The organism is Sneathiella sp., assembly GCF_041689005.1.
Classification (GTDB): Bacteria; Pseudomonadota; Alphaproteobacteria; order Sneathiellales; family Sneathiellaceae; genus Sneathiella.
This window is the reverse complement of sequence record NZ_JBDNHC010000074.1, coordinates 120,111-147,054: the sequence shown is the minus strand read 5'-3', so window position 1 is coordinate 147,054 and position 26,944 is coordinate 120,111. Positions and strand designations below refer to the sequence as shown.

Below are 26,944 nucleotides of genomic sequence, written 5' to 3'. Positions count from 1 at the left end.
CTTGTGGTAAACATGCTAAACAGTGCAAAGCGCTTTTTTCAGCCAAAATCTAATCTGTCAAATCTGGCGGGTGACGTTCAATATTCTAAATACGGGATCGGAGTCAGATTAACGGCGGCTTTCTCTGTCGTTGTCATATTGACGGTTACGATCTCGGCCATAAGCTGGTTCAGTCTTGGCAACCTGACCAATGCGCAAAGCGAGATGATTGATCAGCGGCTTCCCTCAATTTCCCTGGCATTGAAACTCGCAAACGAAACGGCCTTGCTGACCGCCGCCGCGCCGCAACTGAATAATGCGAAAACGGATTCCGAGCGGGCACAAAACTATAAATCCATCGAGACGGCTTTCAATAAGGCTGTCGAAAATCTGGAGGCCTTGCACGCCAATAAAAAAGGGGATGCCACGCTTCTGAAAATAAGTGATAACCTCAAAAGCCTGGAAGCGAATTTCAATCGCCTGAACGATCAGGTCAAGAAGCATATTGCCTTCGCCTCGTCGCTAGGAGGAGTTGACACCCGCATGGCGGAGTATCGCAAGATACTTGATACAGAGCTGAACTCGTTGGTAATGCCTTTGCGCCTAAAAATCATAGAAAATGCTGACGACTGGAACACTCTGCTGGATACGTCAGTCAGGCAGGCATTGTCCGGAACCCAGCCCGCGTATGATACATCCGTGCTTTCTTCCACCGGCAATTCCGTCCTACGCCAGCAGGAAAATATTTTTTCATTCAAGAGTTACGGTTACCTGATGATTGGCCTGTTGTCCGAAGGGGTTCAAGCCCATAGTGTCGAGGCGGTGCAGGAACTGGAAACCGCATTCCTGTCATCGATCTCCTCTATGTCTTCGCCGTTGTCCGAAATCGAGAAAGCGACGTCTGAGGAGCGAGTAAAAAAACTGTCCCAGCTTTTTGATGGTCTTCTTGCGATGGGTGTCGACACCCATAATTCCGGCAACTCGGTCAATGTCTTCAAAATCAAACTACAGGAACTGGAGGCAATCAAGGCGTCTCAGTCCATTATCAGCGAAGGCAGGTTTCTGGCTGCCACGCTGTCCAAGAATGTAAATGGTTTTGTTAGTGAAGCAGAAGGATCGCTAGGCGCCGCATCTGAGGCCAATCTACGGCTTGCAAATACAACTAAGGTGACGCTGCTCGCCTGTGCATTAGGGGCAATGTTAATCGCAATTGCGATTGGCTGGATTTATATTCGTAAAAATATTATTCGGCGGCTGATGTTGCTGGTTGCATCGGCCCAGAAACTGTCGGAAGGCGATCTTGAGTCGAGTATTTATCGCGAAGGTCGTGACGAAATTGCGCGTATGGGCCATGCCCTTGTTGGCTTCCGCGATACCGCAAGGGAAGCAGAGGCAGCGCGTGCCGAGGCTGAAATCCATCGTCAGCAGCGAGATGAAGAAAAGATGAAGCTCGCTGATGAACAAAGAAAAATGGAGCAATCAGCGCTGGAAGAGCGGGAACGCCTTACTGTGGATGCTGCCCGCGTGAAAGCAGAAGAAAGAAACCAACTAGCGGACAGTTTTGAGGGCAGCGTAAAGCATCTCGTTGAGAAATTTGCGGCAGCGACAAGTGAAATGACGACAATGTCTCAATCAATGACTGAAATGGCAGAGAATACCACGCAGCGGTCTGCCACAGTCGCGTCAGCGTCAGATATGGCGAGTTCCAGCGTAAATTCTGTCGCCGCCGCGACCGAGGAATTATCGGCCTCCATCAATGAAATTAGCCGTCAGGTCAATCAGGCCGCTGATATCGCCGGCGAGGCCGTTTCTGAGGCGCAGCGGACAAATATCATGGTCAATTCCCTGAATGAAGCCGCATCGAAAATTGGTGATATCGTTGGCCTTATTAGTGATATCGCGGGACAAACAAATCTTCTCGCATTGAATGCCACAATTGAAGCCGCACGGGCAGGGGCTGCGGGCAAGGGATTTGCCGTTGTCGCGAGCGAGGTGAAGAACCTGGCGGCACAAACGGCGCGGGCGACAGAAGAGATATCCGAGCAGATAAAAGCGGTGCAGGAAGAAACTGGCAATGCGGTTGGTGCCATAGGCGATATAACCTCTACCATTGGTCGAATAAATGATGTTGCGGCATCCATATCGGCGGCGGTTGAGCAGCAGGGCGCCGCTACAGGTGAGATCAGCCGCAGTATTCAGCAAGCGGCGCAGGGCTCTCTTGAAGTCTCACAGAATATTATATCCCTTCGTGACGCGGCTTCCAGCACCGGCAAGACAGCTCTCGATGTATGTGAGGTATCCACTGAAATGGTGAAGGAAGTGAGCAATCTGGATAAAGAGGTTGAACGTTTCCTTTCCCAGATTCGCACCAGCTAAAGCTGGCGGGTACAGATTTTCTTTCAAAGGCTGCGTTTTCTCTTGCTAAGAAAATGCAGCCTTTATTTTTGACTGTTAATTCCAAGGGCAACAGCTGACGGAACAACTGACTCGTGTACGTATAATCATAAAATTCCCGGGAAACTAAAAATTTTTACTGGCTAAATCATAATTATTGGGGCAAGCTTCGAACACAAGAATTAAGAATAACGTTTTTTTGGGAGGTGGACGCCTAGGTGTCCAGAAGCGTGTTCGTAATGCGGATAAAAATGCATCTGGGATTCTAGAGCAGCCATTAATAGTGAGTGAATAAAAGAACCGAGAGTACAACTTCGGCGGATATGCTGACGGCTGATCCGCTGCTAAATGTTCAGGATGTTAGCGTCCATTTCGGCGGTATCGTCGCTTTGGATGGCGTCTCCTTTGATATACCGCGCGGCCAGATTGTTGGCCTCATCGGGCCCAATGGCGCGGGTAAAACCACTCTGTTCAATTGCATCAGCCGACTTTACAACGTCAATAAAGGAGACATCCTGTTTAACGGGAAATCCATCCTGAAAAGCCCTGTTTACAAGATGAGCTCCCTGGGTGTTGGTCGGACCTTTCAAAATCTTGCGCTATTTGCCAATCTGACTGTTCTCGATAATGTTATGATCGGCGGTCACTCAACATGTAAGGCTGATTACCTGAGCAATGCCCTGCATCTTCCCTGGATAAAACGCGAAGAAAAGGAATTGCGCGCGCGGTCAATGGATGTGCTGCGATTTATGGGGCTTGAGCAAACGGCCCTGCAGCGGATCGGGGATTTGCCGTTTGGCGTGCAGAAGCGTCTGGAAATTGCCAGAGCCCTACTCAGCAAACCGAAACTCCTGTTGATGGATGAGCCGGCAGGGGGACTCAATCATAACGAGCTTTCTGAACTGGTGGCGACGATCCGGAGAATACGTGATGAATTCGGGACGACTGTTTTGCTGGTGGAGCATCATATGGGACTGGTGATGGAAGTGTCCGAAAAGGTTGTTGCCCTGAGTTTTGGACGCAAGCTGGCGGAAGGCTCGCCCAAAACCATACAGGAACATCCGGATGTTATTGAGGCATATCTCGGGACGGGTAAAAAATGAGTCATTTGCTTGAAGTAAAAGGTCTCGAAGCCTCCTACGGTAATATAAATGTGCTGCACGGGCTGGATTTCAACCTCGAGGACGGCGGCGTAACCACTATTCTCGGGGCGAACGGGGCTGGTAAAACGACAACCTTGAGGGCGATCAGCGGTATGGTCTCCCGTAAAGGGGATATCCGGTTGATGGACAAGCAACTCGTGACCCTCGGAACGGCAGATATCACCCGGCAGGGGATTGCGCATGTCCCCGAAGGACGAGGAACATTTGTGCGGATGTCGACCGAGGACAACCTCAAGCTCGGGGCTTATAGCCGACGCGATAAAGCCGAAATTACACAGGATATTGAAAAAGTTTTCTCTTATTTCCCGATCCTGAAGCAGCGTCGCACCCAGCAGGCAGGCACATTGAGCGGCGGGGAGGCGCAGATGCTTGCTGTCGGCCGCGCCTTGATGCTGAGGCCGAGGTTGCTTCTGCTCGACGAGCCGTCCTTCGGGCTGGCTCCATTAATCGTGCAAGAACTTTTCGCAATTCTCAAAAGGATCAATGTCGAGGAAGGGGTAAGCATGCTCCTGGTTGAGCAAAATGCGTCATTGGCACTTGAACTTGCTGACCATGCTTATTTGCTGGAGACAGGTAATATTGTGATTTCAGGTACCTCGGACTCAATTCTTGAAAACGAGTCGGTACGCCGGTCGTATCTAGGATATTAGGAAGGCTTCCATGGATCTTTTTCTACAGCAAGTACTGACGGGTCTGGCGAACGGCGCAATCTATGCCTGTCTGGCACTCGCCGTTGTCATGATTTATCAGGCCATTGATCATTTCAATTTTGCGCAAGGCGAAATGGCAATGTTCAGTACCTATATCTGTTGGTCGATGATTGCCGCTGGCGTTCCCTACTGGCTCGCGTTCTTCCTGACAATCGGCATTTCTTTCCTTGGCGGCGTTGCCATTGAACGGATCATCTTCAAACCCATACATAAAGCTCCGATTCTAAGCCATATTGTTGTTTTTATAGGACTTTTAGCTATCTTCAATAGCCTTGCCGGCGCTATTTGGGACCATACCATCAAGACCTTTCCGTCTCCGTTCCCGGGCGGGTCGTTCCACGGACTGATTGGAATGCATGAGGTTGGAATGTTTTTCGTCACCCTCATTTTATTACTCGCTATTTTCTGCTTTTTCCGCTTTACCCGGATTGGGATGGCCATGCAGGCTGCGGCCGCCAATCCGGAATCAGCCCGGCTTGTCGGGATTCGTGTGGGCTGGATGCTCGCTCTTGGCTGGGGCCTTGCCGCCGGTATTGGCGCCGTTGCCGGAATGATGATTGCACCGATTGTTTTCCTGGACCCGAATATGATGCTAGGCATTCTTTTATATGGTTTTGCGGCAGCAGTTGTTGGCGGCATAAGCAGCCCCGCCGGGGCTGTGGCGGGCGGGTTTCTGGTGGGCATAATCGAAAACCTGGCGGGCACTTATATTCCGTCTATTGGCAGTGAGCTGAAATTGACGGTTGCCCTTATTCTGATCGTCACTGTCCTTTTATTCAAGCCGAACGGATTATTTGGCAAAACCATTGTGACCAGGGTGTGATCATGACAACGGATGTAGAAACGCGCGTCGATCCCCGGCTGATTTCTGGGGCGAAAATACCGTTTAAATGGGTAGGGCTATTCATCATTCTGGGGGCCATAATTCCATTTGTTGTGGAAGGATATACGGCGTTTCAGGCAACTCTGATCATGATTTATGCCATCGCAATTTTGGGCCTGAATCTGCTGACGGGATTTAACGGGCAGTTTTCGCTTGGCCATAGTGCCTTTTATGCCGTAGGGGCCTATACAGCAGCTATCCTGGTCTATCATCTGGATTTCCCGGTCTATGTGACAATTCCACTGGGCGGTGTCGTGTGTTTCGTGGCGGGATTTCTGTTCGGCCTTCCGGCGTTGAGGCTCGAGGGGCTTTACCTGGCGCTTGCCACATTTGCCTTGGCGGTTGCTGTGCCGCAGATATTGAAGTCCTCTCATCTGGAAGGGTTGACAGGGGGGGTTCAGGGACTTGACGTTTTTCGCCCACCCGTGCCGGAAGGCCTCCCTCTGACCATGGATCAATGGTGGTATTTGATCGCTTTTGGTGTTCTGCTGATAATGCTCTGGCTTGCATGGAACCTCGTCAACAGCCGATCCGGGCGGGCAATGATGGCAATCCGCGATAATCCTATCGCCGCGGGGTCAATGGGAATTAACACGTCTCTCTACAAGTCCCTGACTTTCGGCGTGAGCGCATTCTATACAGGAATAGCGGGCGCCATGGCGGCAATCGTCATTGAATTCGTGGCACCGGACAGTTTTACATTCCAGCTGTCAATTCTGCTCTTCATTGGCTTGGTTGTCGGCGGCACTGGATCGATTTGGGGCGCTATTTTTGGCGGTTTTTTTATCCTGATGGTCCCCAATGTCGCCGAGGAAATTTCAACAGGGCTTTCTTATGCTGTATTTGGCGTTATACTTATTCTCGTCATATACGTCATGCCCACGGGTTTTGCGGGCCTAGTTAAAATGCTGGGAGTTCGAATAAAAAAAATGTTTTGAACGAACCGGAAACCGCGTGGAGTAAATCCGTATTTTTGTGACAACAATAAACAGGAGGTACAAATGAATACCGGGAGAAAACTTACTGTGGCACTCGCTGCCATCGCTGCAATGGGAGTGGCTGCAAGCCCTGCCTTTGCGGATAACATGTACGGGCCGGGTGTCACCGATACCAGTATTAAAATTGGTAATACCATGCCCTATAGTGGCCCTGCCGCCGCCTACGGGGCAATTGGCAAATCTATTTCAGCGTATTTCGATAAGATCAACAAGGAAAACGGTGGAATCAACGGCCGGAAAATAGAGTTCATTTCTCTGGACGATGGATACAGCCCACCCAAAACCAAGGAACAGACCCGTAAACTTGTAGAACAGGATAAGGTCCTTATTGTTTTTCAAGGGTTAGGAACACCGACGCAATCTGCTGTCCATGCCTATATGAACCATAAAAAGGTTCCGCAGTTGTTCGTTGCAACCGGCGCGACCAAATGGGGCGACCCGAAGAATTTTCCTTGGACAATGGGCTGGCAGCCCAGTTACCAGACGGAAGGTCAATTGTTCGCGACCTATGTTCTTGAAAATGTTAAAGACGCGAAAATCGGCATTCTGTATCAGAATGACGACTACGGTAAAGACTATGTCAAGGGTATGAAAGATGTCCTTGGCGACAAGGCAGACAAGATGATTGTCGCGGAAGAAAGCTATGAAGTGACCGATCCGACCATCAATTCGCAGGTTATCAAGTTGAAGGATAGCGGCGCGAATGTCTTCTTTAACGTTGCAACGCCAAAGTTTGCGGCGCAGGCGATCAAAAAAGTTCGGGAATTAAACTGGGATCCGGTCTTCCTGAACAACTCTGTTTCAAACTCCGTTGGCTCGGTTTACAAGCCAGCCGGTCTTGAAAATTCCAAGGGGGTTATCTCCTTGCAATATTATCAGGATATTACAGATCCGGCCATCTTCGACACTGAGCCTTATAAAAAATGGAAGGCTTTCATGACTGAGTATTATCCTGATGGTGATCAGTCCAGTTCGTTCACCGCCTATGGATACTTGGTCGCACAGACAATGGAACAGGTCCTGAAACAGGCTGGCGATAATCTCACCCGTGAAAATGTCATGAAGGAAGCCGCCAATCTTGACTTGAAACTGGATTTGATGCTGCCTGGCGTTGACATCAAGACCAGCCCGACGGACTTCTTCCCGATCGAATCGATGATGCCTATTCAGTTCGATGGTGAAAAATTCGTTTCGCTTGGTAAAGTTGTATCTGTCAACTAGGATGCTTTAAAAGCTGATTTTTCCCGTCAGGGGGAATGACGAAAGGCAAAGGATTTCAACATCCTTTGCCTTTTTTATTGCGGAAAATGGTTCGCCGGATTAACGGTGAGGACTGAGAACAATGCGGCCCTTGGCCTTGCCTGCCTTAAGGTCCATCAAGGCATTGTTCACCTCATCAAGCGGGCGAACCTCATAGGGAATGGGGGCAATTTTCCCGGCCCGGACCAGTTCCATCAATTCATGCATTTCTTCAAGCGTGCCGACGTATGAACCCTGAATGGTGCGCATCATCAATGGCAGCATGGCGAGAGACAGCGGCATGGAGCTGCCGTAAAGACCGACCGAGATGAGTGTCCCGCCCTTGCACAGTCCATTAAATCCAAGCAGACCGGTCGCCGGGGCGCCGACAAAATCAATCGCCCCCCTGGCCCCGCCGCCGGTGATTTCCTGAAGTTTGGCAAGCGCAAGTTCGGGGTCGCTATTATCGATGGTCTCACAGGCGCCGGATTGTCGGGCAATGGCGCGCTTCGTATCGTCGATATCCGCGACAATGATCTTCGCCTTGACTACAGAGGCGGCAAAATGAACTGCGGATAGACCAACACCGCCGGCACCAATGATGACCAGATAGTCATCCTCCCCAAGATGCGACAGCTTTTTCAGCGCGCTGTAGGCGGTCAATCCGGAGCAGGCATAGGTGCAGGCAAGCTCGGTTGGAACATTGCCATAGGGTATCAGGTAGCGGGGATGCGGGGCGATGACTTCGTCGGCATATCCACCGTTATAACGGGTGCCGACGGTTTTCGGGGACATGCAGAGAAGCTCGTCTCCGGCTTTGCAGACAGCGCAAGCCCCGCAACCTATCCAGGGGAACACAATATATTTCTCGCCGATTTCGACGCCCTCTGCATCCGGGCCGAGGGCCGCCACTTCCCCGACGACCTCATGGCCCAATGTGAAAGGGAGTTTCATACGGGTCAGCAGGTCCATTTTATCGCCGCCGCCGAGGTCAAAGAAACCCTCCCAGATGTGTAAATCACTATGGCAGACACCGCAGGCATCAATTTTCATCAAGACCTCGGTGCCCTTGGGCTCCGGGGTCGGATAATCCCGCGCTTCCAGTGGCTCGCCGAACTGGATAATCTGTTGGCTATGCATCTTAAATTTTCCTCCCGCTTTTATTATTATCCTCTCATGGTAGTGGAGTTTTTTTATTCTCGCCAGAGATTATGTGCCTTAAAAACCGACTTCAGCAAAATCGCCTCGTCGGAAATGATCCCGTCTATGCCGAGGTTAAGCAGGCGATGCATTTCGCTTTCCTCATTGATTGTCCAGGCATGGACTTTAAGGTTTTTCTCATGGGCTTTTTCTATTAAGGCCCGGTCAATAAGTCGGATCCCTCGATACCACGGTGGCACTTGTACGCAGGAGGCCGCATATTTTCCCACAAGGCGCCCTGCGCCTGGGAGAGACAGGCTTTCTAGTCTCAACCTTAAAACGTCAGCGGGGCCCATGGAGGTGCAGATATTATTGTTCCAGGCGTTGCGGACAGACTTCAGCCGTGCGCCGGAGAACGATCCAATACAGACACGGTTGACTGCGTTCATCTGCTGTATCAGGGCAATGAGCGGGCCAACTGCGGCATCAGACTTGGGATCGATATTCACAAACAGATCTGGCCAGTTTTCCAGAATTTCGGCGAGTAGGGGAATGGCTTCGCGCCCGTTGACGCGGGCACGGCGGACCATCTCCCACTCAACTGCAGATATCCGGCCAGCGGCATCGGTAACGCGGTCGAGGCGGTCATCGTGAAAGGCAATCAACTGGCCATCTTTTGTCAGATGAACATCAGTCTCTATATAGCGATACCCGAGTTGAACGGCGGCGTCAAAGGCCGCCATGGTGTTTTCCGGCTGATCGGCGGAAGCGCCTCGGTGGGCCAGCGCGATAGGGCCGGGAGCATCAAGAAATCCCGGACGGGCCATCATTCCGGTACTGTCGCCGGATTAAGACTGGAGACGGTTTGAATAAATATAGCGTCCGTCACTGAGTTCCAGAAAGTAATCCTTAACGGCGGGGTGAGAAATCGGTTTCGCACTATCGTCAACCAACAGGTTCTGCTCCGATACGTAGGCCTCATATGTTGTCTGATCATTTTCGGCAAACAGGTGATAGTAACACTGGTCTTTTTTGGGCCGGACATCCTCAGGAATGGATTCCCACCATTCCTCTGAATTGTTGAAGGTTGGATCGACATCATAGATCACCCCTCGAAACGGATAAACCCGGTGCTTGACGATTTGTCCAATTGCAAATTTGGCGGCTCTCACGTGCAGGTCCTTATTCATGATATGACTCCATAACACCTGCATACTAATACAGTTTGGGTCACGGGCAAACATTGAAAGGAAAAATGCTAACAATCCGATCGAAAGGATCGCTTTCGCAAAGATTAAAGAATCCGGCTTTTCCGGTCTCCCCAATAGCGGTCTCTCAGGGTCCGTTTATATAATTTTCCAGTTGGCAGCCTTGGCAGCTGTTCTTCAAAATCAATGGATCGTGGGCATTTTTGAGGGGATAGATGCGCGTGACAGAAAGAAATCAGATTGCTTGCGACTGTCGCGTCTTGGGAGACCTCAGGCATCAGTTGAACAACGGCCTTGACCTCTTCGCCAAAATCTTCGTTTGGAACACCAAACACGGCGGCATCGGCAACGTCTGGATGGGTGATCAATAAATTCTCGCATTCCTGCGGGTATATATTGACGCCGCCGGAGACGATCATGAAAGTGGCCCGGTCCGTCAGGTAAAGAAAGCCGTCGCTGTCAATATAACCGACATCGCCAACGGTACTCATGGTGCCATCCGGGGATCGGGCTTCTTTTGTCCGCTCCGGATCGTTGAAATACTCAAATTCGTTTGCCGTCTTGAACCAGACGGTGCCCGGTACGCCCACCGGGCAGGGGGCCATGTCGTCATCGAGAATATGAAGGTCTCCCAACAAAACCTTGCCGACGGTCCCAGGGTGGGCAAGCCATTCAGCGCTGTCACAGGCGGTAAATCCAAGACCCTCAGTGGCACCGTAATATTCGAGAATAATCGGCCCCCACCAGTCAATCATCTGCTGCTTGACCTGAACCGGGCAGGGAGCGGCGGCGTGAATGGCAACTTCCAGCGTGGACAAATCGGCCGCCCGGCGAGTTTCTTCGGGAAGTTTCAGCATGCGTGAAAACATGGTCGGGACCAACTGGGTATGGGTGATTTTATATGTCTCAACGAGGTCCAGATATCGTTCGGGATCGAACTTTTCCATGATGATGACAGTCCCGCCCGAGCGGATTGCCAGATTGACTGCTGCCTGAGGGGCTGAATGGTAAAGGGGTGCCGGTGACAAATACACCATGTTCTCGCGATATAACCAGAGCTTGCGAAGAAATATGTATAGAGGGATAGAGTCGATGGGCGGGCAGTCCGGCATGGGACGCAAAATGCCCTTTGGTTTCCCGGTGGTGCCGGATGAGTAGAGCATTGACAGGCCCAACCGCTCATTTTCCACGGGCGTTTCGGGAAATTTTGCGGTTGCCTCCGCCAGATTGACGAATTGGTCATCGCTTTCCCCATCTACAACAATCCCCATGGTGACGTTGGGGCATTGCGCCATGGCGGTTCTGGCAACTTCTCGTTTTGCATTCGAGGTAATCAGAATTCTGGCTTCGCTATTGGTCAGGATATAGGCAAGTTCCTCAGCCGTGAGGTAGGAATTAACGCAGGTATAATATTGCCCGGTTCGTTCACCAGCGCCGCAGCATTCAAGGTAATAGGCGTTGTTCTCCATAAAGATGGCATAGTGATCCATTTGCTTGAGGCCTATATCTCTCAACAGGTGGGCCAACTTATTGATTCGGGCCTCGAATTGGCGGTAGGTTACGGTTTCCCCCGTTGCCGCCATGATAAAAGCGGCCCGGTCCGGATTATCCAATGCATATTGACCAGAATACATATTCTGCCTCCCCTTTTTGTTCCTGCTTTTACAGGGTATTCTTAATTACAATAAAGGATATGGCTCTCCGATGGCCACATCAACCGTTTTTATGCGGCAGGCCATTCTGGACACGGCCATGGACATGGTGGGGTAACGCTTGCACGACCCGATAGAGTCACTGCTGATGAGCCGTCATCCAATGCTGCAAGGCTTCAATGTTTTCCGGACTCAACTGGATGCCGAGCTTGCTGCGACGCCACAGAATATCTTCCGCCGTCATTGCCCATTCCGTTGTCATCAGGTAACGGACTTCCCGTTCCGACAGTCCCCGGCCAAAATAAACGCCTAAATCTTCCAGCGTCGTCGCATCGCCAAGCAGGAAAAAAACGCATGTGCCATAGGCACGGACCAGCCTCGCGGATTGGCGGCTCTCCAGAAACGGGTATTTTTGCCGGACATCAGCGAGAAGAGCATCAAAACCATCGACTGGAAAATCGCCTCCCGGTAGGGGGGCGGTTTCGGTCCATGCCGGCTTTTTCGCGCCGAGATTGTCTTCGATCATTTCCATTGCTGCTTCCGCAAGGCGGCGATATGTCGTTATCTTTCCGCCGAGAATATTCAGAAGCGGGGCTTCCCCCGTCTCTCCATCCTGCCGCAGCACGTAGTCACGCGTCGCCTCCTGTGCTTCGGAGGCGTTGTCATCATAAAGTGGACGCACGGCGGAATAGGCCCAGACAATGGAATCTTCTTGGATGGCATGTTTGAAATACTGGCTAGCCGCTTCACAAAGATAGGATGTTTCTGCGGCCGTGATGGCAACATCGCCCGGGTCGCCGTCATAATCCTGATCCGTTGTGCCGATCAGGGTATAATCCCCTTCATACGGGATTGCGAAGATGATCCGGTCGTCCTTGTTTTGAAAAATATAGCAGCGGTCGTGATCAAAAAGTTTTGGTACAACGATATGGCTGCCTTGGACGAGACGGATATTATGCGGATGGCCTTTATCGAGAGCGTCACCAAGAACCTCATCTACCCAGGGGCCGGCCGCATTGACAAGAAAGCGCGCAGTTTGCGTTGTCGTAGCTTTGGTCTGCTGATTTTCAGTCGTGATATGCCAGAGCCCCTCCTCCCGGCGCGCCGAAAGGCATTTCGCCCGCGTCTTGATGACCGCGCCATGGGCCGCGGCGTCCCGGGCGTTGAGGACGACCAGCCGCGAATCATTAACCCAGCAGTCAGAATATTCGAAGGCTTTTGAAAATTCGGATTTTAGAGGCTTGCCCACCTCCGCCGTTTCGAGATTGAGGGTCTTCGTCGGCGGTAATTTCTTTCTCCCACCGATATAATCATAAATGAAAAGACCGAGGCGTAGCAACCAGGCGGGGCGCAGTCCCTTGTGATATGGCAGCACAAATCGTAATGGCCAGATAATATGCGGGGCATTTTTCCAGAGGATTTCCCGCTCAGATAGGGCTTTGCGGACAAGACGGAACTCGTAATACTCCAGATATCGGAGCCCGCCATGGATCAGTTTTGTCGAACCGGAAGACGTGCCGCTGGCTAAATCCCCCATCTCACAAAGCGCAACAGAGTAGCCGCGCCCGGCAGCGTCACGTGCGATCCCGCAGCCATTGATTCCGCCACCAATAATAAACAGGTCATAGTCCGCTGCCATCGGCCCTCATCCTTATAAGAATTTGCCCTATATCGCAGGCGATCATTGACATATACATGAAAATATTCGCAACCATACGAATGTCAAACGAAATTAAATGAAAATACCACCTTCTACGTCCATTAGGGAGCGTCAGGGCGCTACTTCAATCACCTCGACATCCCCTTCGACGCAAATTTTGCGGACGGCGGGTTCGGTAATGCGATCTGTAACGAAGGTATGTATCTGCTCAAGGCGCCCGATCTTGACCGGCGCCCGGCGGGCGTATTTAGTTGAATCTGCGACAAGGATGATATGGCGTGCATTGGCCATGATCGCCTGCGCGACCTTCACTTCACGAAAGTCAAAATCAAGAAGCGAGCCATCCGTGTCGATTGCCGAGACGCCGATCACGGCATAATCCACCCGGAACTGATTGATAAAATCAACCGCCGCCTCGCCAACGATACCGCCGTCGGAGTGCCGGACAACTCCGCCGGTAATAGCGATTTCAATTGACGGATAAAGTCTTAACTCATTGGCAACATTAATATTATTGGTAACGATCATTAGGCCGGTGTGGTTGACAAGACATTGGCTGACAGCCTCTGTAGTTGTCCCGATGTTTATGAACAGGGACGAGTTATCCGGAATTATGCTGGCCGTGGCCCGCCCGATCGCCATCTTTTCCGGGGCCGCAATTTGTCGGCGTGAGGCATATTCGACATTTTCACGCCCTCCCGCGAATAAAGCTCCCCCGTGAAATCGTACGAGAACATGCGCAGCACACAGGCTGTTCAAATCCATGCGGATCGATTGCGGGGTAATTGAAAACCGTGTCGCCAGATCGTCAACAAGGACCCGTCCATGCGTCTTCGCCAGTTCGACAATTTCCGTCTGGCGGGGGGTTAAAAACATATCGGGAACTCCAGTTTCAGGCCCTTTTCTCTTATCATTTTTCGCGCCCAAACACAAATAACCGAAAATGAAAAAAGTACCAGCAGGATTTGATCGGAACAGTTAAAAAAAGGCACTAAATCTCCGCAAATATGGCCGAAAAAAGTCAATGTTTATTGAACAAAAAAAACCGCTTGACGATTGGTATATTCGATCCTACTTATTCAGTTGCTCAGGAATGCGGCGCCAGAATCGACGATTATCGCGCGACGGCCCTTTCTGGCATAGAGAACCATTTCAGATGACTTCATCAGAAATTGGCCAAGCGGCAAAGGAGGCCGCTAAGCCACCCAGTCGACGCTTCACTCAAAGCGGAGACTTTAAACCTCTTCCACGTATTATTGCAGATAATAGCGGCACTTGGAGCACTGACGCGTTTCCGATATCAGATCGGTCGCGTGAGTTCCGGTCTCGCTTTTTTGCGGCTGCCACAGATGCGGAATGGCTGGACTGGCGCTGGCAGCTGCGGCACCGGATCCGGACCCTGGCCGAGCTTGAGCGCGTATTCAAGCTGACTGCGGATGAGCGTGACGCAGTGACCCGCCGATCCGGGGCCTTACCGATTGGCATTACCCCCTATTATGCCAGCCTGATGAGCCTGGACGATCCGTCCGAGGGCTTAAGACGTACCCATATCCCGGTTGGTGATGAATTCATCAAATCGCCGGGTGAGGCGGACGACCCCCTCGGTGAGGACCACGATTCCGTCGTTCCGGGCCTTGTGCACCGGTATCCGGATCGTGTCCTCTTCCTCGCAACAGGATTTTGCTCTACCTATTGCCGTTACTGCACACGGTCCCGTATGGTCGGCGAGCCCGGCGGAGAGTATGATTTCTCCAAGTCGCAATGGGAAAAGGCGTTCGATTATATCGCCGCGCATCCTGAAATCCGCGACGTGCTTATTTCAGGCGGCGATCCATTGAGCTTGTCCGATGACCGGCTCGATTATCTTCTTGGCCGTCTGCGGGCGATTGAACATGTGGAGTTTATCCGGATTGGATCAAAAATCCCGATCGTTCTGCCCATGCGGATAACAAAATCCTTGACTGATGTTTTGCGGAAATATCATCCGTTGTGGATGAGCATCCATGTCACCCATCCCGACGAACTGACGCCGGAAGTGATGGAATCGACAGCGCGTCTCGCCGATGCGGGTATTCCGCTGGGGAGCCAGACAGTTCTGTTAAAAGGCATCAACGATGATATTTTGATTATGAAGCCGTTGATGCACGGACTGCTCAAATTCCGTGTAAAGCCATATTACCTCTATCAGTGCGATCCGATTACCGGGTCGGCTCATTTCAGGACGCCTGTTTCGAAAGGTCTCGAGATTATCGAGGGACTGCGGGGTCATACGACCGGTTACGCCGTGCCGACCTTTGTTATCGACGCCCCGGGCGGCGGCGGTAAAATCCCGCTTTTGCCAAATTCTGTGGTTGGACGCGATGGCGACGACCTTTTGCTTCGAAATTTCGAGGGCGGAACCTATCGTTATGGGGATCCGGGAGGCGTCATCGGAAGCGAGCCGGCTTTTCGGGAGGCCGCAGAATGAAGCTCGGTCTCGTTTATGATCTGCGGGACGACTATCGGGCGCTCGGTTATACCGAAGAGGAGACGGCCGAGTTCGATTCCCGCGAAACAGTGGATGCCTTGTCCGCCTCGATTGGCGGACTTGGCTGGGATGTTGATTTAATCGGACGCGGGCAGGAACTGGCACGGCGACTGGTGAACGGGGACCGGTTTGATCTCGTCTTCTCGATTGCCGAAGGTCTGGCGGGCCGTTCGCGGGAGGCGCAAGTGCCGGCGCTTTGCGAAATGTTCGAGCAGCCCTATGCCTTCTCCGATCCGCTGACCATGGCTGTCACTCTCGACAAACCGGTGGCAAAGCGGATTGTCCGGGATTTTGGTATTCCAACCGCCTCTTTCGCTGTTATCGAAGATGCGGACGCGGTACTGCCAAACATCAGTTTTCCGGCCTTTCTCAAACCCATTGCCGAAGGCACGGGGAAGGGATGTAGCGGACGGTCGCGGGTCGAAACGATTTCTGAGCTTCGGCGGGAAGCGACGCGGCTGATTGCACGATTTCAGCAACCGGTACTGCTCGAAAGCTATCTGCCCGGACGGGAATTCACTGTCGGGATTATCGGTAACGGCGCCACCGCGCGCGTGATTGCCGTGTTAGAAATCGCCGTGCAGCCCGAAGCGGACAGCGGGATTTACTCCTTTGAGATTAAGGAAAACTGGGAGCCGTTCGTGACCCTGTCAATTGCCGACGATGAGGAAGCCCGGCTTGCCGGGTCCCGAGCGCTTGCCGCATACCATGCGTTGGGGTGCCGCGATGCCGCGAGGGTTGATCTTAAGTCAGATGCTTATTCCTCGCCGCAGTTTCTGGAAATCAACCCGATCGCGGGCTTGCATCCAACGCATTCGGACCTGCCAATTCTGACGGCCAAGGCAGGATATGGATTTGACTGGCTGATCGGAGGTATTATCGGCGCCGCGTGCGTCCGTTATAACATGCCTTCTCCAGTCGAGCAGGTCGAGGCCGCGTGATTTTTGATGAAAAAATATGTGCCTGTCATTCATGGCGGCAGCGACGATCGCCCGGACGAAGCCGATACAGTCAGCACTGCCGGGGTTATTTGTGATGTTTTGCAAACGCTTGGATATGAGAGCGACGTAATTTTCGTTGATCTTGATTTTTCAGTGTTTGAGAGGCTCGCCGAGCGTCAACCTTTTGCTGTTTTCAATCTGGTGGAAAGCATTTGCGGCGATGGCCGGCTTGGCCCGATGGCCTGCCAGATGCTGGAACATCATCGTCTCCCCTACACGGGGGCCGGGTCTGCGGCTTATTTTCAGAGTAACTCCAAGCTCCTGACGAAAACCTTGCTAGGGGCGAACAAGCTGCCGACTGCGGACTGGTGGTTTGATACCGTGCCCGCCGACCGGAAAGTGATTGTAAAGTCGGTCTATGAACATGCCTCCTACGGCATGGATCAGGGATCGGTTGTTGAGGGCATCGCGGCGGCACGGGAAATCAGCACCCGCGAGGCCCGTTTCGGGGGCCGCTTTTTTGCCGAAGAATATATCGGGGGACGGGAATTCAATGTCTCTATTTTTGAGACCGACAGTGGCCCTGTTGTTCTGCCGATTGCGGAGATGTGTTTTAACGGGTTTCCGAAGAATAGTTACCCGATCATCGATTATAAGGCAAAATGGGATGAAACGAGTGACGCCTATCAGCAAACGAAAAGGGCCTTTGGCGTGCAGGAAAGTGATCCGGAACTTGCGGAAAGCCTACGCTTACTTTGTCTGGGCTGCTGGACGGCGGCTGATCTCTCCGGTTATGCGCGCGTCGATTTTCGACTGAATTCCGCATCGAGAATAAACATTCTCGAAATTAACGCCAATCCGTGTCTGGCCCCGGATGCAGGTTTCGCTGCGGCGCTGGACATTGCGGGAATTAGCTATAGTGATGGCATAGCCGCCATCGTCAACACCGCCCGTCGCAGTCAGAGGAATTAATGTTTCGAATTCGTACACTCACCGATGCGGCAGCGCCGGCCAATAAGCGGGCGATTGCCGAGATTCAGACAATCATTCGGGATCGGTTTCCGGGCATGGATGAACGGGACATCGAGAAACTGCCAGAGCAGATCGCTGATCCCATGACACATCAATTTGTAACCAAGGTGATGGTTGCCGAGGATGGTCGCGGCCGTATTCGAGGGTTTGCAACGCTTCTTGTTGATCCGGGGCTTAGCTTTGGCTATCTCGAACTGATTGCGACACGGGGAAAAGGCGTCGGCGGCGGTGTGGGGGCAGCGATATATGCACAAATCCGCGAGAAGGCCCGCGAAAAGAAATTGCTGGGTCTATATTTCGAATGCCTGCCGGATGATCCGGCATTAAGCCCGGATGCCCAAATTCGCAAGCAGAATGCAGACCGCCTCCGGTTTTATGAAGGATTTTCAGCCTATCCGATTACCGGAACTAAATATGAAACACCGGTAGAACCTGGAACATCGGACAGCCCCTATCTCGTCTTTGATGGCCTCGGTCAGCATTCTTTGCCGAAGGCGGCGGTCATCCGCAAGATAATGCGGGCAATTCTAGAGCGGAAATATGCGCATCTTTGTCCCCCGGAATATGTTGAGAAAGTTGTTCGGTCGGTAGACGACAAATCCGTCGCGTTACGCCTTCCCAGGTATCATGTGGCAGGAGCAACGGTGCCCGCGCCGGCAGCAGAGCAAAAATTTCCCCTGGTGATTAATGACAAGCATGACATCCATCATATCCATGAACGTGGATATGTGGAGGCGCCGGTGCGCATCAAGTCGATTTTGCGCGAACTCACACCCATGAATCTGTTTACGGTAACAGAGCCACGGCATTTCCCGGATAGGCATATCAAGGCCGTGCACGATGCCCGGCTGGTCGAGTATGTGGAGCGGGCCTGCGCTGAGGCCCCGGCCGGACGGTCGGTTTACCCTTATGTTTTCCCGGTCCGGAATGCCAACCGGATGCCAAAGGATCGGCTGGTTCTTGCGGGGTACTGGTGCATTGATACCTTCACGCCGCTTAATCGCAATGCCTATCCGGCCGCCCGCCGCGCTGTCGATTGCGCGCTGACGGCCGCAGATGAGGTTTTAAACGGAGCAACTGCCGCTTATGCCCTGATCCGCCCGCCCGGGCATCACGCGGAGCGTAAAGCCTTTGGCGGGTTCTGCTACTTCAATAATGCGGCGATTGCGGCGCATTATCTGTCCCGCTATGGCCGGGTCGCTGTGCTTGATCTTGATTATCATCATGGCAACGGCACTCAGGATATCTTTTACGACCGGGGAGATGTCCTGACCTTGTCGATCCATGGCGACCCGAGCTTTGCCTATCCGTATTTTACCGGCTTTCGAGACGAAACCGGGGTCGGTGAGGGCGCCGGGGCCAATCTTAATATCCCGCTGCCGGAAACCATAACCGCGGACGATCACCGCAAGGCGCTGCAAAAGGCGTTCAAACGGATCGTGGAGCATCGGCCAGCCTATCTTGTGGTTGCGCTTGGCCTTGACACGGCGAAGGGAGATCCTACAGGGACATGGCCGTACCGTGCCGCCGATTTTTCGATAATGGGCGAAATGCTGACTGAACTTCAACTGCCCTCTCTTTTTGTGCAGGAGGGTGGCTACCGTATTCGCAGTCTCGGCGTCAACGCCCGGCATTTTTTCGATGGCTTTGCCAAAGGTATAAAAAATTCCGGGGTAACCTTCGAACATCGGCACCTAAAAAAGCCAACCGGGAATGGGACCCTGCAGTGGCGGTACTCGGTTAAGCCTGGGGATATTAAGGAAATTCGAAAGATTGTTACCGACACAGGCGTTTTTTCGGGTGAGGAAATCGCTATTGCCGGCGAGTTGGCAGAAGAACGCATCAGTAAGGGACGGCTTTCGGGTTACGAGTTTATCCTTGCCCTTCAGAACCAGCATCTAGTGGGATATGCCTGTTTTGGAAAAACGCCCGGAACGGAAAAAAACTACGATCTTTACTGGCTTGCTGTCGATCCCTCGCGGCATCGGTCCGGACTCGGGGTACAAATCCTGGAGAAAGTTGAGGCGGCGATCCGAAATTTGGGCGGGACGTTCGTGATGGCTGAAACATCATCGACCGCCACCTATGATAAGGCGCGCGGGTTTTATGAGGCTAATGGCTTTGAAAAACTTGTTGAAATCCGAGATTTCTATCGTCCCGGTGACAATAATATCTTCTATCGAAAAGCGCTTTCACCGGATATCTAGCCTCCCGCTGTCGCCTGAAAAATAAATTTTGTCCGTTCACGACTGGTGCTCGGGAGCCTTTTCAACTAGAAAAATAGGCGACTATTCCATTAATCCTGCGCGATGGTGACTTTCTGTGTCCTGCTTACGTAATGTAACGCCCAAATGAATGATTTGCTGGCAGGATTGAGGGCAGCGTTCGGACTGATTATCCATCTTGATCACAACCTGGTTGAAATATCCCTGAGGTCGTTGCAGGTTACCATTTCTGCCGTTGTTATCGCTTCCATTATCGGCCTTCCCTTCGGGGCGTGGCTGGCGGTCACTCGATTTCGCTACCGTCGCCTGACGATTGCGGTTTTGAACGCCTTAATGGGACTGCCTCCGGTAGTCGTCGGCCTTATCGTGTATGTGTTGCTCTCCCGCTCCGGGCCGTTTGGGGTTCTTGACCTGCTGTTCACCCCGACGGCAATGATCATCGCTCAGGTCATCATTATTACCCCGATCATTGCCTCCATTGGCCATCAGTCAATGCGCGAGTTATGGTATGTCTACCACGACCTCATGATCTCTTTCAAAACCACCAAATGGCAGCGAATGATGGTTTTGCTTATGGATGGCCGTCGCTCCCTCCTGACCGCCGTCTTGACCGGGTTCGGCCGCGGAATAGGCGAGATCGGTGCTATCATGATTGTTGGGGGAAATATCGATCATCTGACGCGGGTTCTGACGACCGCCATTGCCTTGGAGGTCGGCAAGGGCGATTTTCCATTGGCGCTGGGTCTTGGTATTATCCTCATTTCCTTAGCGATTATTGTCAATCTAGCCATCCATCTCCTCTCCAGAACCGAACGGGAGGGAACATGGTAGGATCGATCCTTCCACTTTTGCTGGAAAATGTCACCGTTAGTAAAGACGGCATCCAGATTATTGGCCCGCTGTCCCTCCGGTTGGAGGGGCGCGGATGTACTGTTCTCGTTGGCCCTAATGGGGCAGGAAAGACGACATTATTGCGACTGATGCACGGTCTGGATCGGGCAAGACAGGGAAAGGTCAAATGGGCGGCAGATCAGACCGAGGTCTATTCAAGTCAATCTTTCGTCTTTCAGACGCCGGTTGTCCTGCGTCGGTCCGTGCGCGAAAATATCGCTTATCCCTTACTAGTTCGGAAGGTCCCCCGGAAAGCCGCGCTGGCAGAGGCGGACCGCTGGATCGACGATATTGGTCTTGCGAGTGCCGGTTATAAACAAGCGGATGTTCTGTCTGGCGGTGAAAAGCAAAAACTCGCCATTGCCCGGGCGCTCATATCGACGCCGGACGTTCTGTTTCTCGATGAGCCGTCCGCAAATCTCGATGGCGCGTCGACCCGCGATATTGAAACTTTGATTGAAAGAGCGAGTAATGACGGGACGCGGGTTGTTATGGCCACTCACGATCTTGGGCAGGCCAGGCGCCTTGCGAGCGAGGTTTTGTTTATGTACCACGGTGTTATCCACGAGCAAACAACTGGTGATACCTTTTTTACAAGCCCCCAAACCATAGAAGCGCAAAAATTCATCAGAGGAGATATTTTGCTATGAGAATCCTTTCATTCATCCCCGTCCTAATGCTGACGTTGCTGGTCAGTTTTCAAAGTCTAGCCGAGGATATGAAGTTAGCGGTGACTACCTCCTTTCACAATTCAGGCCTCGCCGACATACTGCTACCGGAAGTTAAGAAAGACCTCGATCTTGATGTCTATCTTCTTATCGTCGGGACGGGTCAGGCGCTGAAATTGGGCCGGGCTGGGGACGTCGATGCCATCCTGGTGCATTCCCGCAAAGCGGAGGATAAGTTTGTTGCCGAGGGGTATGGAACCCACCGTCAAGAAATCATGTATAATGATTTTGTTGTGATCGGACCGAAGTCCGATGAAGCGGGCGTTGCGAAAAGTAAAACGGCCGTTGAGGCGTTCGGAGCGATCCGGGATAACAAGGCGATTTTTGTCAGCCGCGGCGACGATAGCGGCACAAACCGCAAGGAACTTGACCTGTGGAAAAAGGCTGGTGTGGACCCCGAAAATTTTGACGGAAGCTGGTATCGCGCCGCCGGATCCGGCATGGGGGCGACGCTGAATACAGCGGTTGCCATGAATGGGTATGTTTTTTCCGACCGTGCCAGTTGGCTCAATTTCAAGAACAAGGGCGATCTGGAATTGCTCTTTTCGGGGGACCCGGTACTGTTTAACCAATATGCCTTCATCCCTGTCAATCCTGCAATATACCCGCATGTTAAAAATGATCTGGCAGAAAAGCTTGAAGCATGGCTTTGCGGTGAAAAAGTGCAAAAAATGATTGGTGACTATGAAATTGCCGGAGAACAATTGTTTACGCCGAACGCAAAACTAAATTAATACGTGAACCCGCGCTCTCGTCAGTGCATTCGTAATTTCATATCGTCTTTTCTTAATCGAGGAATCAAAGAATGAATGCGCCAGACAAATGCATTGACGAAAAAAAAGTTCTCGTATTGCAAGGCGGGGGAGCATTGGGCGCCTATCAGGCTGGTGCCTATGCCGCGTTGCATGAATCCGGGTTTGGTCCGGACTGGGTCGCGGGCATTTCTATCGGGTCTATAAATGCGGCGATAATCGCTGGCAATCCTCTGAATGAACGCGTCGAAAAGCTACGGCAGTTCTGGCATCTCGTTTCCGCCGACCTGCAGGGGCCGAAGATGTTTTTCGGTAAAATAGGCCGGCGTGCTTACAATGAAATAAGCGCTGCCAGCGGTGCCACCTTTGGAATAGAGGGGTTTTTCAAGCCGCGTATGCTGCCCACGATTTTTGGCTCCTATATGTCGGTCGCGCCGGAAGATCTCAGCCTTTACGATACCTCCCCGTTGCGCGATACATTGCTGGATCTAGTTGATTTCGAACGGCTGAATCAGGGACATACCCGGCTTAGTGTCGGAGCTGTCAATGTACGGTCGGGAAATTTCGCCTATTTTGATACCGCAAAAATCGAAATTAAACCGGAACATATTATGGCCAGCGGTGCATTGCCCGAAGGATTTCCCCCGATAGAAATCGATGGGGAATGGTATTGGGACGGTGGATTAGTGTCCAATACACCACTTCAATATGTGATTGATGCCCAGAACCATGAGGATTTGTGCATCTTTCAGGTGGACTTATTTAACGCCATCGGTGAGATGCCCAAAAACCTTATAGAGGCGGCGCAACGGGTAAAGGATATCCGGTTTTCAAGCCGGACGCGCCTGAATACGGATATCTTTAGGCAGACTCAAGCCGTGCGCAGACTGTTGAACCGCGTACTTGGAGAATTTCCAAGCGAATTGCTGTCGACTGAAGATTATGAAGCCCTCGAAAAATGGAGCAATGATTCTGCCGTTACCGTGGCCCACCTGATCTATCGCCAGAGGGGATATGAGGCGCATTCGAAAGACTATGAGTTTTCCAGGGTATCGGTGGAAGATCACTGGAAAGCTGGTGAGGATGATGTCAAATTCTTGCTGGAGCAGAAAGACTGGATCAACCGGGAAAAGCCGACAGAGGGGGTTCAGATTTTTGATTTTAATCGCCGGGGCAGAAAGTAACGTCTCTTGCGGCTTTATGTCATCTAAAAAAAGATAAAATAGCGAGCCCAACGACAGCCAGCATCGCCGCCGCCATAAACAAATTGATGCGAAATTGAATATGCGGCGCTAGGTCCAGCCGTTGAACGAAGACACCGGCCGTCAACCAGAGAAGATGGATCGGTACCCAGATGGCATTCATAATAACAAACTTGATCAAGGTTTCGCTCGCCAGTGCGCCCGGCAGAAAGGCAAAGCCGGTGAAAAAAGTGGCATTGACGGCATAGGCTTTGGGATTAATGAGCTGGAGGGCGATTCCGGCGAATATGCCTGGTTCCTTTGTGGTCTCGATAAAGGCGATTTTGGCGCCGGAAAAAGCTATCCGAAACGCAAGATAGGAAAGATAGAGGACAGAAAGAACCAATAAAACGTCGCGGACCACCGGAACGGTAAAGACGACAGCTGCGAGACCGGAAACGACAGCGAGTGCGACCAAATTTGTTCCGATAAAAAGCCCGAAGACATATCTCAATCCAGCTGTCCTGCCAAACGCCGAACCGACGCCGGCGGTTGATAACACCCCTGGTCCCGGCGTTATAATCAGAAGGAAGACCGCGAGGGCGAAGGAAACCATTACATTACTCCTCAGTCTTCAGCTTAAGAAAAAAAGGCGCCTGCCAGAGGGATCTCGCGTCAGGCCTTTACCAACGCGTGATATAGACAGCGAACGCTGTAGAGGCACCATAAATTGCCATTGCGATACCGACAAGAGCAAATACGGCCCATTCCGGTCCGTTCGCAACTGTAATTATCCAGCCACCGACGGCGACAACCACCAGGCGCAATGTTCCGGCAAGGACAGGCCCGAGGACTTTGCCTGCCCCTTGTGAAGAAAAATATAGGCACAACCCCAACCCGAAGAGCAGGTAGCAGGGGCCGACCCATGCAAAATACAGGCTGGCGGAGGAGAGTATGCCCGGTATATCCGTAAATAATTCGGTCCAATGGTTTGGGAATATGGCGATCCAGATGCCAACAGCGCCCACGATCAATGCGGCTGCGGATCCGCTGGTCCATGCCACGCGGCGAGCACGGGCAGTGTCTCCGGCACCAATGGCCATTCCCACCATTGGGACGCAAGCAACGCCGATGGCAAAGGTTATTGGTATCAGCAGGAATTCCAGCCGCGCACCAATGCCGTAGCCCGCAAGCGCTTCAATGCCGTATTTTGACACAAGACGCGTGAGGACGAGAACTGTCAGGACAGTCTGGAGAGGAGAGATGCAGGAGATTGCTCCGACTTTAAGAATATCCCAAAACATTTCCGGTTGCAGACGGACACCGCGGATGCGCAGGGCTACTCTTGCCCGGCCGGATATCAGATACCAGAATAAAAATAGCGCGCCGGCACTATAGGCGATCACCAGACCGAGAGCGATACCGGCCATTCCAAACCCCGGCAAAGGTCCAAATCCGAGTCCGAAAATGCCCGCCATGATAAATTGCGACCCGGCGACCAGCAACAACGTAAATGAGGGAACCTTCATATCGCCCCCGCCCCGAATAATTGAGGCAAGGGTATTTGTCAGCCACACGCCGACGGCGCCGATGAAAACGACATCTGAATAGGCTACCGCCTGTGAGATGACCTCACCGCGGCCCCCCAGCAAATAGTAAATTTGCTCTCCCCATATACGGAAGAGAACGCAAAAGAACAGCCCGGCCATGCCGCCGATAAACAGCGCATGCAGGGCAAGGACTGCCGCGCGGTGAGTATCACCCGCCCCGAGCGCACGGCTGATAGAGGAAGAGACGCCGCCGCCCATGGCACCTGCCGACATCATTTGCTGAAGCATAACCACGGGAAAAACGAGAGCAAGACCCGCGAGCGCCGGTGTGCCAAGCTTGCCCGCATAAGCCGTTTCGGCAATTGCAACAAGGGCGGTGGCGAGCATTGCAATGACATTCGGAACGCTAAGGCGTGCCAACGTAGACAGAATAGGGGCCGTGAGTAACGGATTGACGGCAACGCCTGTACTGGAAGAACTAGAGGCCGGGGTATCCTGTTTCATGTGTAATTCCATCGCGGAAGATAATTAGGGTCTGCATGGAAAAAAAATCGCAGAGCTGGATCAGGCAGGTACAATTTATTTACTGTATATGCAGGTATCTGGTGGAGAAAATGGGTCAATCATTCAGTTCCTCAATAAGGCGATCAATGGTCGCGGCCAGCATCGCATTGTCGGGAGCTCCAAGGGCTTTGGCAACTTTCTCCTGTGCCGCCTGCCATCCGGGTTTTGCCTCTTCCCGTATCGCACGGCCTTCGGAGGTGAGGTGCAAGGTACGATTTCGCCGGTCTTTCGGATCTCGGCCCAGGGAAACGTATCCCCGCCGCTCCAACGGGCGCAGATTGCGGGTCAAGGTCGTAGGATCCATAACCAGTTTCGCGGCCAGCGCTCCAACACCGATCCCGTCAAAGGACTTAAGATGAGAGAGCAGGCCATATTGTGTGATGGTGAGTGAATAGGGCTCCAGCTGATGGTCATAGATTTGACTCACACGTCGGGCGACCTTTCTCAGCCGAAGACATGTACACCCGGAAGGGGTTAAAGGGGTTACTTGCTCACTCATAAAAGGAATATATCTGCATATGCAGCTATATTCAACAGGAATTTAACGGGCAGAACAGTCGGACAGCCCGCCCGCTGTTAAGCTGCTGTCGTCCGCCGGAAGGTTTTGAAGGAAATCATTCGCTGTGTTTTTTCATCCCAGAGCGCCAGGCGAACGCAGGCCAGGCTATCCCATAAACTGATGCGGTTAAGGGATTTCAGCACTGGAATTTCCGCAAGGCAAGCCCCGAGCCGGTAATTGGGGATGCGGCAGGAGAGATGATGAATATGGTGAATGCCGATGTTTCCGGAAAACCAGCGTAGCGGTTGTGGCAAGTCATAATAGCTGCTCGCCATTATTGAGGCTTCATGGAAGTTCCAGTTTTCCTTGTTTCTCCAATGGGTATGCTCAAACTGATGCTGAATATAGAACAGCCAGACACCGACAATTGAAGAAAGCAGTACGATAGGAACTTGCACCATAAGGACATCAACAAACCCGAAACTGAAGCCAAGGCCGAGCATGATACCCAAGATCCCGAGGTTCGTGCCCATTATACCAATAAGCAACGCGGGACGTTGACGGATCAAATCCAGGGGCAGCCGATATTTTATGACAAATAAATAAATTGGCCCAATCCCGAACAAGACGATAGGCATGCGGTAAATACGATAGCCGAACCGCTTCCATTTGGACAACGCAGTGTATTCATCAACGGTGAGAAGATTGACGTCTCCGATTCCCCGCTTATCAAGATTTCCGCAAGTCGCATGATGGGCGTTGTGGGAGCGCCGCCAATATTCGTGGGGTGTCAGTGTCATGACGCCGATCAGTCGGCCAACCAGGTTATTAAGACGCGGCGAGTGAAAAAAGGAATGATGCCCGCAATCATGCTGGATGATAAACAACCGGACGGTAAAAGCGGCGGCCGGGATCGAGAGCAATAATGCAGCCCAGTAGGCATCGTCAACAATCAGGATCATGATAGCCCAGAGTGATACCAAGGGAATCACCGTCGTTAAAAGCTGCAGAACGCTGCTGCTTGCTTT

At 52.2% G+C, this 26,944-nt stretch carries 24 protein-coding genes; 14 read left to right on the top strand and 10 right to left on the bottom strand.

The genetic code is table 11. The annotated features are described in order from the left end of the window. Positions 1-12: 12 nt before the first annotated feature. From ACESNI_RS09310 to ACESNI_RS09285, 6 genes are all read left to right on the top strand, one after another. A complete protein-coding gene (locus tag ACESNI_RS09310) occupies positions 13-2,355 on the top strand; it encodes a methyl-accepting chemotaxis protein (protein WP_373086275.1) in 2,343 nt (780 codons plus the stop codon). Between the two features lie 341 nt (positions 2,356-2,696). Then, positions 2,697-3,476, top strand: a complete 780-nt coding sequence (locus tag ACESNI_RS09305; protein WP_373086361.1) for an ABC transporter ATP-binding protein — start codon at positions 2,697-2,699, stop codon at positions 3,474-3,476. Further along, positions 3,473-4,186, top strand: coding sequence for an ABC transporter ATP-binding protein (locus tag ACESNI_RS09300; protein WP_373086274.1), 714 nt, complete (start codon positions 3,473-3,475; stop codon positions 4,184-4,186). The genes ACESNI_RS09305 and ACESNI_RS09300 overlap by 4 nt, the downstream gene beginning before the upstream one ends. A 10-nt stretch (positions 4,187-4,196) precedes the next feature. Further along, positions 4,197-5,069: a branched-chain amino acid ABC transporter permease gene (locus tag ACESNI_RS09295; RefSeq protein WP_373086272.1), complete on the top strand. Its 873-nt coding sequence runs from the start codon at positions 4,197-4,199 to the stop codon at positions 5,067-5,069. A 2-nt stretch (positions 5,070-5,071) separates the two neighbouring features. Continuing rightward, positions 5,072-6,067, top strand: coding sequence for a branched-chain amino acid ABC transporter permease (locus ACESNI_RS09290; protein WP_373086271.1), 996 nt, complete (start codon positions 5,072-5,074; stop codon positions 6,065-6,067). A gap of 63 nt (positions 6,068-6,130) precedes the next feature. After that, positions 6,131-7,348, top strand: a complete 1,218-nt coding sequence (locus ACESNI_RS09285; RefSeq protein WP_373086270.1) for an ABC transporter substrate-binding protein — start codon at positions 6,131-6,133, stop codon at positions 7,346-7,348. Positions 7,349-7,447: 99 nt separating this feature from the next. Here the strand turns inward: ACESNI_RS09285 and ACESNI_RS09280 are convergent, their stop codons facing one another. The 6 genes from ACESNI_RS09280 to ACESNI_RS09255 form a co-directional block, all read right to left on the bottom strand. Beyond that, positions 7,448-8,506, bottom strand: coding sequence for an alcohol dehydrogenase (locus ACESNI_RS09280; RefSeq protein WP_373086269.1), 1,059 nt, complete (start codon positions 8,504-8,506; stop codon positions 7,448-7,450). A 53-nt stretch (positions 8,507-8,559) separates the two neighbouring features. Beyond that, the gene (locus tag ACESNI_RS09275; protein ID WP_373086268.1) at positions 8,560-9,336 is read right to left on the bottom strand and encodes a glycerophosphodiester phosphodiesterase; all 777 of its coding nucleotides are present in this window, start codon (positions 9,334-9,336) and stop codon (positions 8,560-8,562) included. An 18-nt stretch (positions 9,337-9,354) separates the two neighbouring features. After that, positions 9,355-9,696 (bottom strand): heat shock protein HspQ, encoded by a 342-nt coding sequence (gene hspQ, locus ACESNI_RS09270; RefSeq protein WP_373086267.1) that lies wholly within the window; start codon positions 9,694-9,696, stop codon positions 9,355-9,357. A 104-nt stretch (positions 9,697-9,800) separates the two neighbouring features. Next, positions 9,801-11,348: an AMP-binding protein gene (locus ACESNI_RS09265; RefSeq protein ID WP_373086266.1), complete on the bottom strand. Its 1,548-nt coding sequence runs from the start codon at positions 11,346-11,348 to the stop codon at positions 9,801-9,803. Between the two features lie 157 nt (positions 11,349-11,505). Continuing rightward, complete coding sequence (gene glpD, locus ACESNI_RS09260; protein WP_373086265.1) at positions 11,506-13,005, bottom strand: glycerol-3-phosphate dehydrogenase; 1,500 nt, start codon at positions 13,003-13,005, stop codon at positions 11,506-11,508. A gap of 132 nt (positions 13,006-13,137) precedes the next feature. Beyond that, complete coding sequence (locus ACESNI_RS09255) at positions 13,138-13,902, bottom strand: DeoR/GlpR family DNA-binding transcription regulator (RefSeq protein ID WP_373086263.1); 765 nt, start codon at positions 13,900-13,902, stop codon at positions 13,138-13,140. A 280-nt stretch (positions 13,903-14,182) separates the two neighbouring features. Between ACESNI_RS09255 and ACESNI_RS09250 the strand changes: the two genes are divergently transcribed. The 8 genes from ACESNI_RS09250 (at position 14,183) to ACESNI_RS09215 (ending at position 23,306) form a co-directional block, all read left to right on the top strand. Continuing rightward, entirely contained in the window at positions 14,183-15,493 is a 1,311-nt protein-coding gene (locus tag ACESNI_RS09250) for a KamA family radical SAM protein (protein WP_373086262.1), read from the top strand. Then, positions 15,490-16,494 carry a D-alanine--D-alanine ligase gene (locus ACESNI_RS09245; protein WP_373086261.1) on the top strand — a complete coding sequence of 335 codons (1,005 nt, stop codon included), beginning with the start codon at positions 15,490-15,492 and terminating at the stop codon, positions 16,492-16,494. The genes ACESNI_RS09250 and ACESNI_RS09245 overlap by 4 nt, the downstream gene beginning before the upstream one ends. A 6-nt stretch (positions 16,495-16,500) precedes the next feature. After that, the gene (locus ACESNI_RS09240) at positions 16,501-17,466 is read left to right on the top strand and encodes a D-alanine--D-alanine ligase (RefSeq protein WP_373086260.1); all 966 of its coding nucleotides are present in this window, start codon (positions 16,501-16,503) and stop codon (positions 17,464-17,466) included. Beyond that, a complete protein-coding gene (locus tag ACESNI_RS09235) occupies positions 17,466-19,733 on the top strand; it encodes a GNAT family N-acetyltransferase (protein ID WP_373086258.1) in 2,268 nt (755 codons plus the stop codon). Before ACESNI_RS09240 ends, ACESNI_RS09235 begins: the two co-directional genes overlap by 1 nt. A gap of 144 nt (positions 19,734-19,877) precedes the next feature. Continuing rightward, positions 19,878-20,582 carry an ABC transporter permease gene (locus ACESNI_RS09230; RefSeq protein ID WP_373086257.1) on the top strand — a complete coding sequence of 235 codons (705 nt, stop codon included), beginning with the start codon at positions 19,878-19,880 and terminating at the stop codon, positions 20,580-20,582. Then, positions 20,576-21,292 (top strand): ATP-binding cassette domain-containing protein, encoded by a 717-nt coding sequence (locus ACESNI_RS09225; RefSeq protein ID WP_373086256.1) that lies wholly within the window; start codon positions 20,576-20,578, stop codon positions 21,290-21,292. Before ACESNI_RS09230 ends, ACESNI_RS09225 begins: the two co-directional genes overlap by 7 nt. Continuing rightward, on the top strand, positions 21,289-22,104 hold the full coding sequence (locus ACESNI_RS09220; RefSeq protein ID WP_373086255.1) for a substrate-binding domain-containing protein: 816 nt from the start codon (positions 21,289-21,291) through the stop codon (positions 22,102-22,104). The genes ACESNI_RS09225 and ACESNI_RS09220 overlap by 4 nt, the downstream gene beginning before the upstream one ends. A gap of 71 nt (positions 22,105-22,175) precedes the next feature. Continuing rightward, entirely contained in the window at positions 22,176-23,306 is a 1,131-nt protein-coding gene (locus tag ACESNI_RS09215) for a DUF3734 domain-containing protein (RefSeq protein WP_373086254.1), read from the top strand. 19 nt (positions 23,307-23,325) lie between these two features. On the opposite strand, the gene ACESNI_RS09210 is transcribed toward ACESNI_RS09215, so the two are convergent. From ACESNI_RS09210 to ACESNI_RS09195, 4 genes are all read right to left on the bottom strand, one after another. Further along, complete coding sequence (locus tag ACESNI_RS09210) at positions 23,326-23,919, bottom strand: LysE family translocator (protein ID WP_373086253.1); 594 nt, start codon at positions 23,917-23,919, stop codon at positions 23,326-23,328. 67 nt (positions 23,920-23,986) lie between these two features. Continuing rightward, positions 23,987-25,357, bottom strand: a complete 1,371-nt coding sequence (locus tag ACESNI_RS09205) for an MATE family efflux transporter (protein WP_373086252.1) — start codon at positions 25,355-25,357, stop codon at positions 23,987-23,989. A gap of 115 nt (positions 25,358-25,472) precedes the next feature. After that, entirely contained in the window at positions 25,473-25,844 is a 372-nt protein-coding gene (locus tag ACESNI_RS09200) for a MarR family winged helix-turn-helix transcriptional regulator (RefSeq protein ID WP_373086251.1), read from the bottom strand. Positions 25,845-25,993: 149 nt separating this feature from the next. Then, positions 25,994-26,908, bottom strand: coding sequence for a fatty acid desaturase (locus ACESNI_RS09195; protein ID WP_373086360.1), 915 nt, complete (start codon positions 26,906-26,908; stop codon positions 25,994-25,996). Positions 26,909-26,944: the final 36 nt, after the last annotated feature.

Coding starts and splice junctions, on each gene's coding strand:
- ACESNI_RS09310 (WP_373086275.1), top strand. CDS start 13: ATGCTAAACAGTGCAAAGCGCTTTTTTCAGCCAAAATCTAATCTGTCA.
- ACESNI_RS09305 (WP_373086361.1), top strand. CDS start 2,697: ATGCTGACGGCTGATCCGCTGCTAAATGTTCAGGATGTTAGCGTCCAT.
- ACESNI_RS09300 (WP_373086274.1), top strand. CDS start 3,473: ATGAGTCATTTGCTTGAAGTAAAAGGTCTCGAAGCCTCCTACGGTAAT.
- ACESNI_RS09295 (WP_373086272.1), top strand. CDS start 4,197: ATGGATCTTTTTCTACAGCAAGTACTGACGGGTCTGGCGAACGGCGCA.
- ACESNI_RS09290 (WP_373086271.1), top strand. CDS start 5,072: ATGACAACGGATGTAGAAACGCGCGTCGATCCCCGGCTGATTTCTGGG.
- ACESNI_RS09285 (WP_373086270.1), top strand. CDS start 6,131: ATGAATACCGGGAGAAAACTTACTGTGGCACTCGCTGCCATCGCTGCA.
- ACESNI_RS09280 (WP_373086269.1), bottom strand. CDS start 8,506: ATGCATAGCCAACAGATTATCCAGTTCGGCGAGCCACTGGAAGCGCGG.
- ACESNI_RS09275 (WP_373086268.1), bottom strand. CDS start 9,336: ATGATGGCCCGTCCGGGATTTCTTGATGCTCCCGGCCCTATCGCGCTG.
- hspQ (WP_373086267.1), bottom strand. CDS start 9,696: ATGAATAAGGACCTGCACGTGAGAGCCGCCAAATTTGCAATTGGACAA.
- ACESNI_RS09265 (WP_373086266.1), bottom strand. CDS start 11,348: ATGTATTCTGGTCAATATGCATTGGATAATCCGGACCGGGCCGCTTTT.
- glpD (WP_373086265.1), bottom strand. CDS start 13,005: ATGGCAGCGGACTATGACCTGTTTATTATTGGTGGCGGAATCAATGGC.
- ACESNI_RS09255 (WP_373086263.1), bottom strand. CDS start 13,902: ATGTTTTTAACCCCCCGCCAGACGGAAATTGTCGAACTGGCGAAGACG.
- ACESNI_RS09250 (WP_373086262.1), top strand. CDS start 14,183: ATGACTTCATCAGAAATTGGCCAAGCGGCAAAGGAGGCCGCTAAGCCA.
- ACESNI_RS09245 (WP_373086261.1), top strand. CDS start 15,490: ATGAAGCTCGGTCTCGTTTATGATCTGCGGGACGACTATCGGGCGCTC.
- ACESNI_RS09240 (WP_373086260.1), top strand. CDS start 16,501: ATGAAAAAATATGTGCCTGTCATTCATGGCGGCAGCGACGATCGCCCG.
- ACESNI_RS09235 (WP_373086258.1), top strand. CDS start 17,466: ATGTTTCGAATTCGTACACTCACCGATGCGGCAGCGCCGGCCAATAAG.
- ACESNI_RS09230 (WP_373086257.1), top strand. CDS start 19,878: ATGAATGATTTGCTGGCAGGATTGAGGGCAGCGTTCGGACTGATTATC.
- ACESNI_RS09225 (WP_373086256.1), top strand. CDS start 20,576: ATGGTAGGATCGATCCTTCCACTTTTGCTGGAAAATGTCACCGTTAGT.
- ACESNI_RS09220 (WP_373086255.1), top strand. CDS start 21,289: ATGAGAATCCTTTCATTCATCCCCGTCCTAATGCTGACGTTGCTGGTC.
- ACESNI_RS09215 (WP_373086254.1), top strand. CDS start 22,176: ATGAATGCGCCAGACAAATGCATTGACGAAAAAAAAGTTCTCGTATTG.
- ACESNI_RS09210 (WP_373086253.1), bottom strand. CDS start 23,919: ATGGTTTCCTTCGCCCTCGCGGTCTTCCTTCTGATTATAACGCCGGGA.
- ACESNI_RS09205 (WP_373086252.1), bottom strand. CDS start 25,357: ATGAAACAGGATACCCCGGCCTCTAGTTCTTCCAGTACAGGCGTTGCC.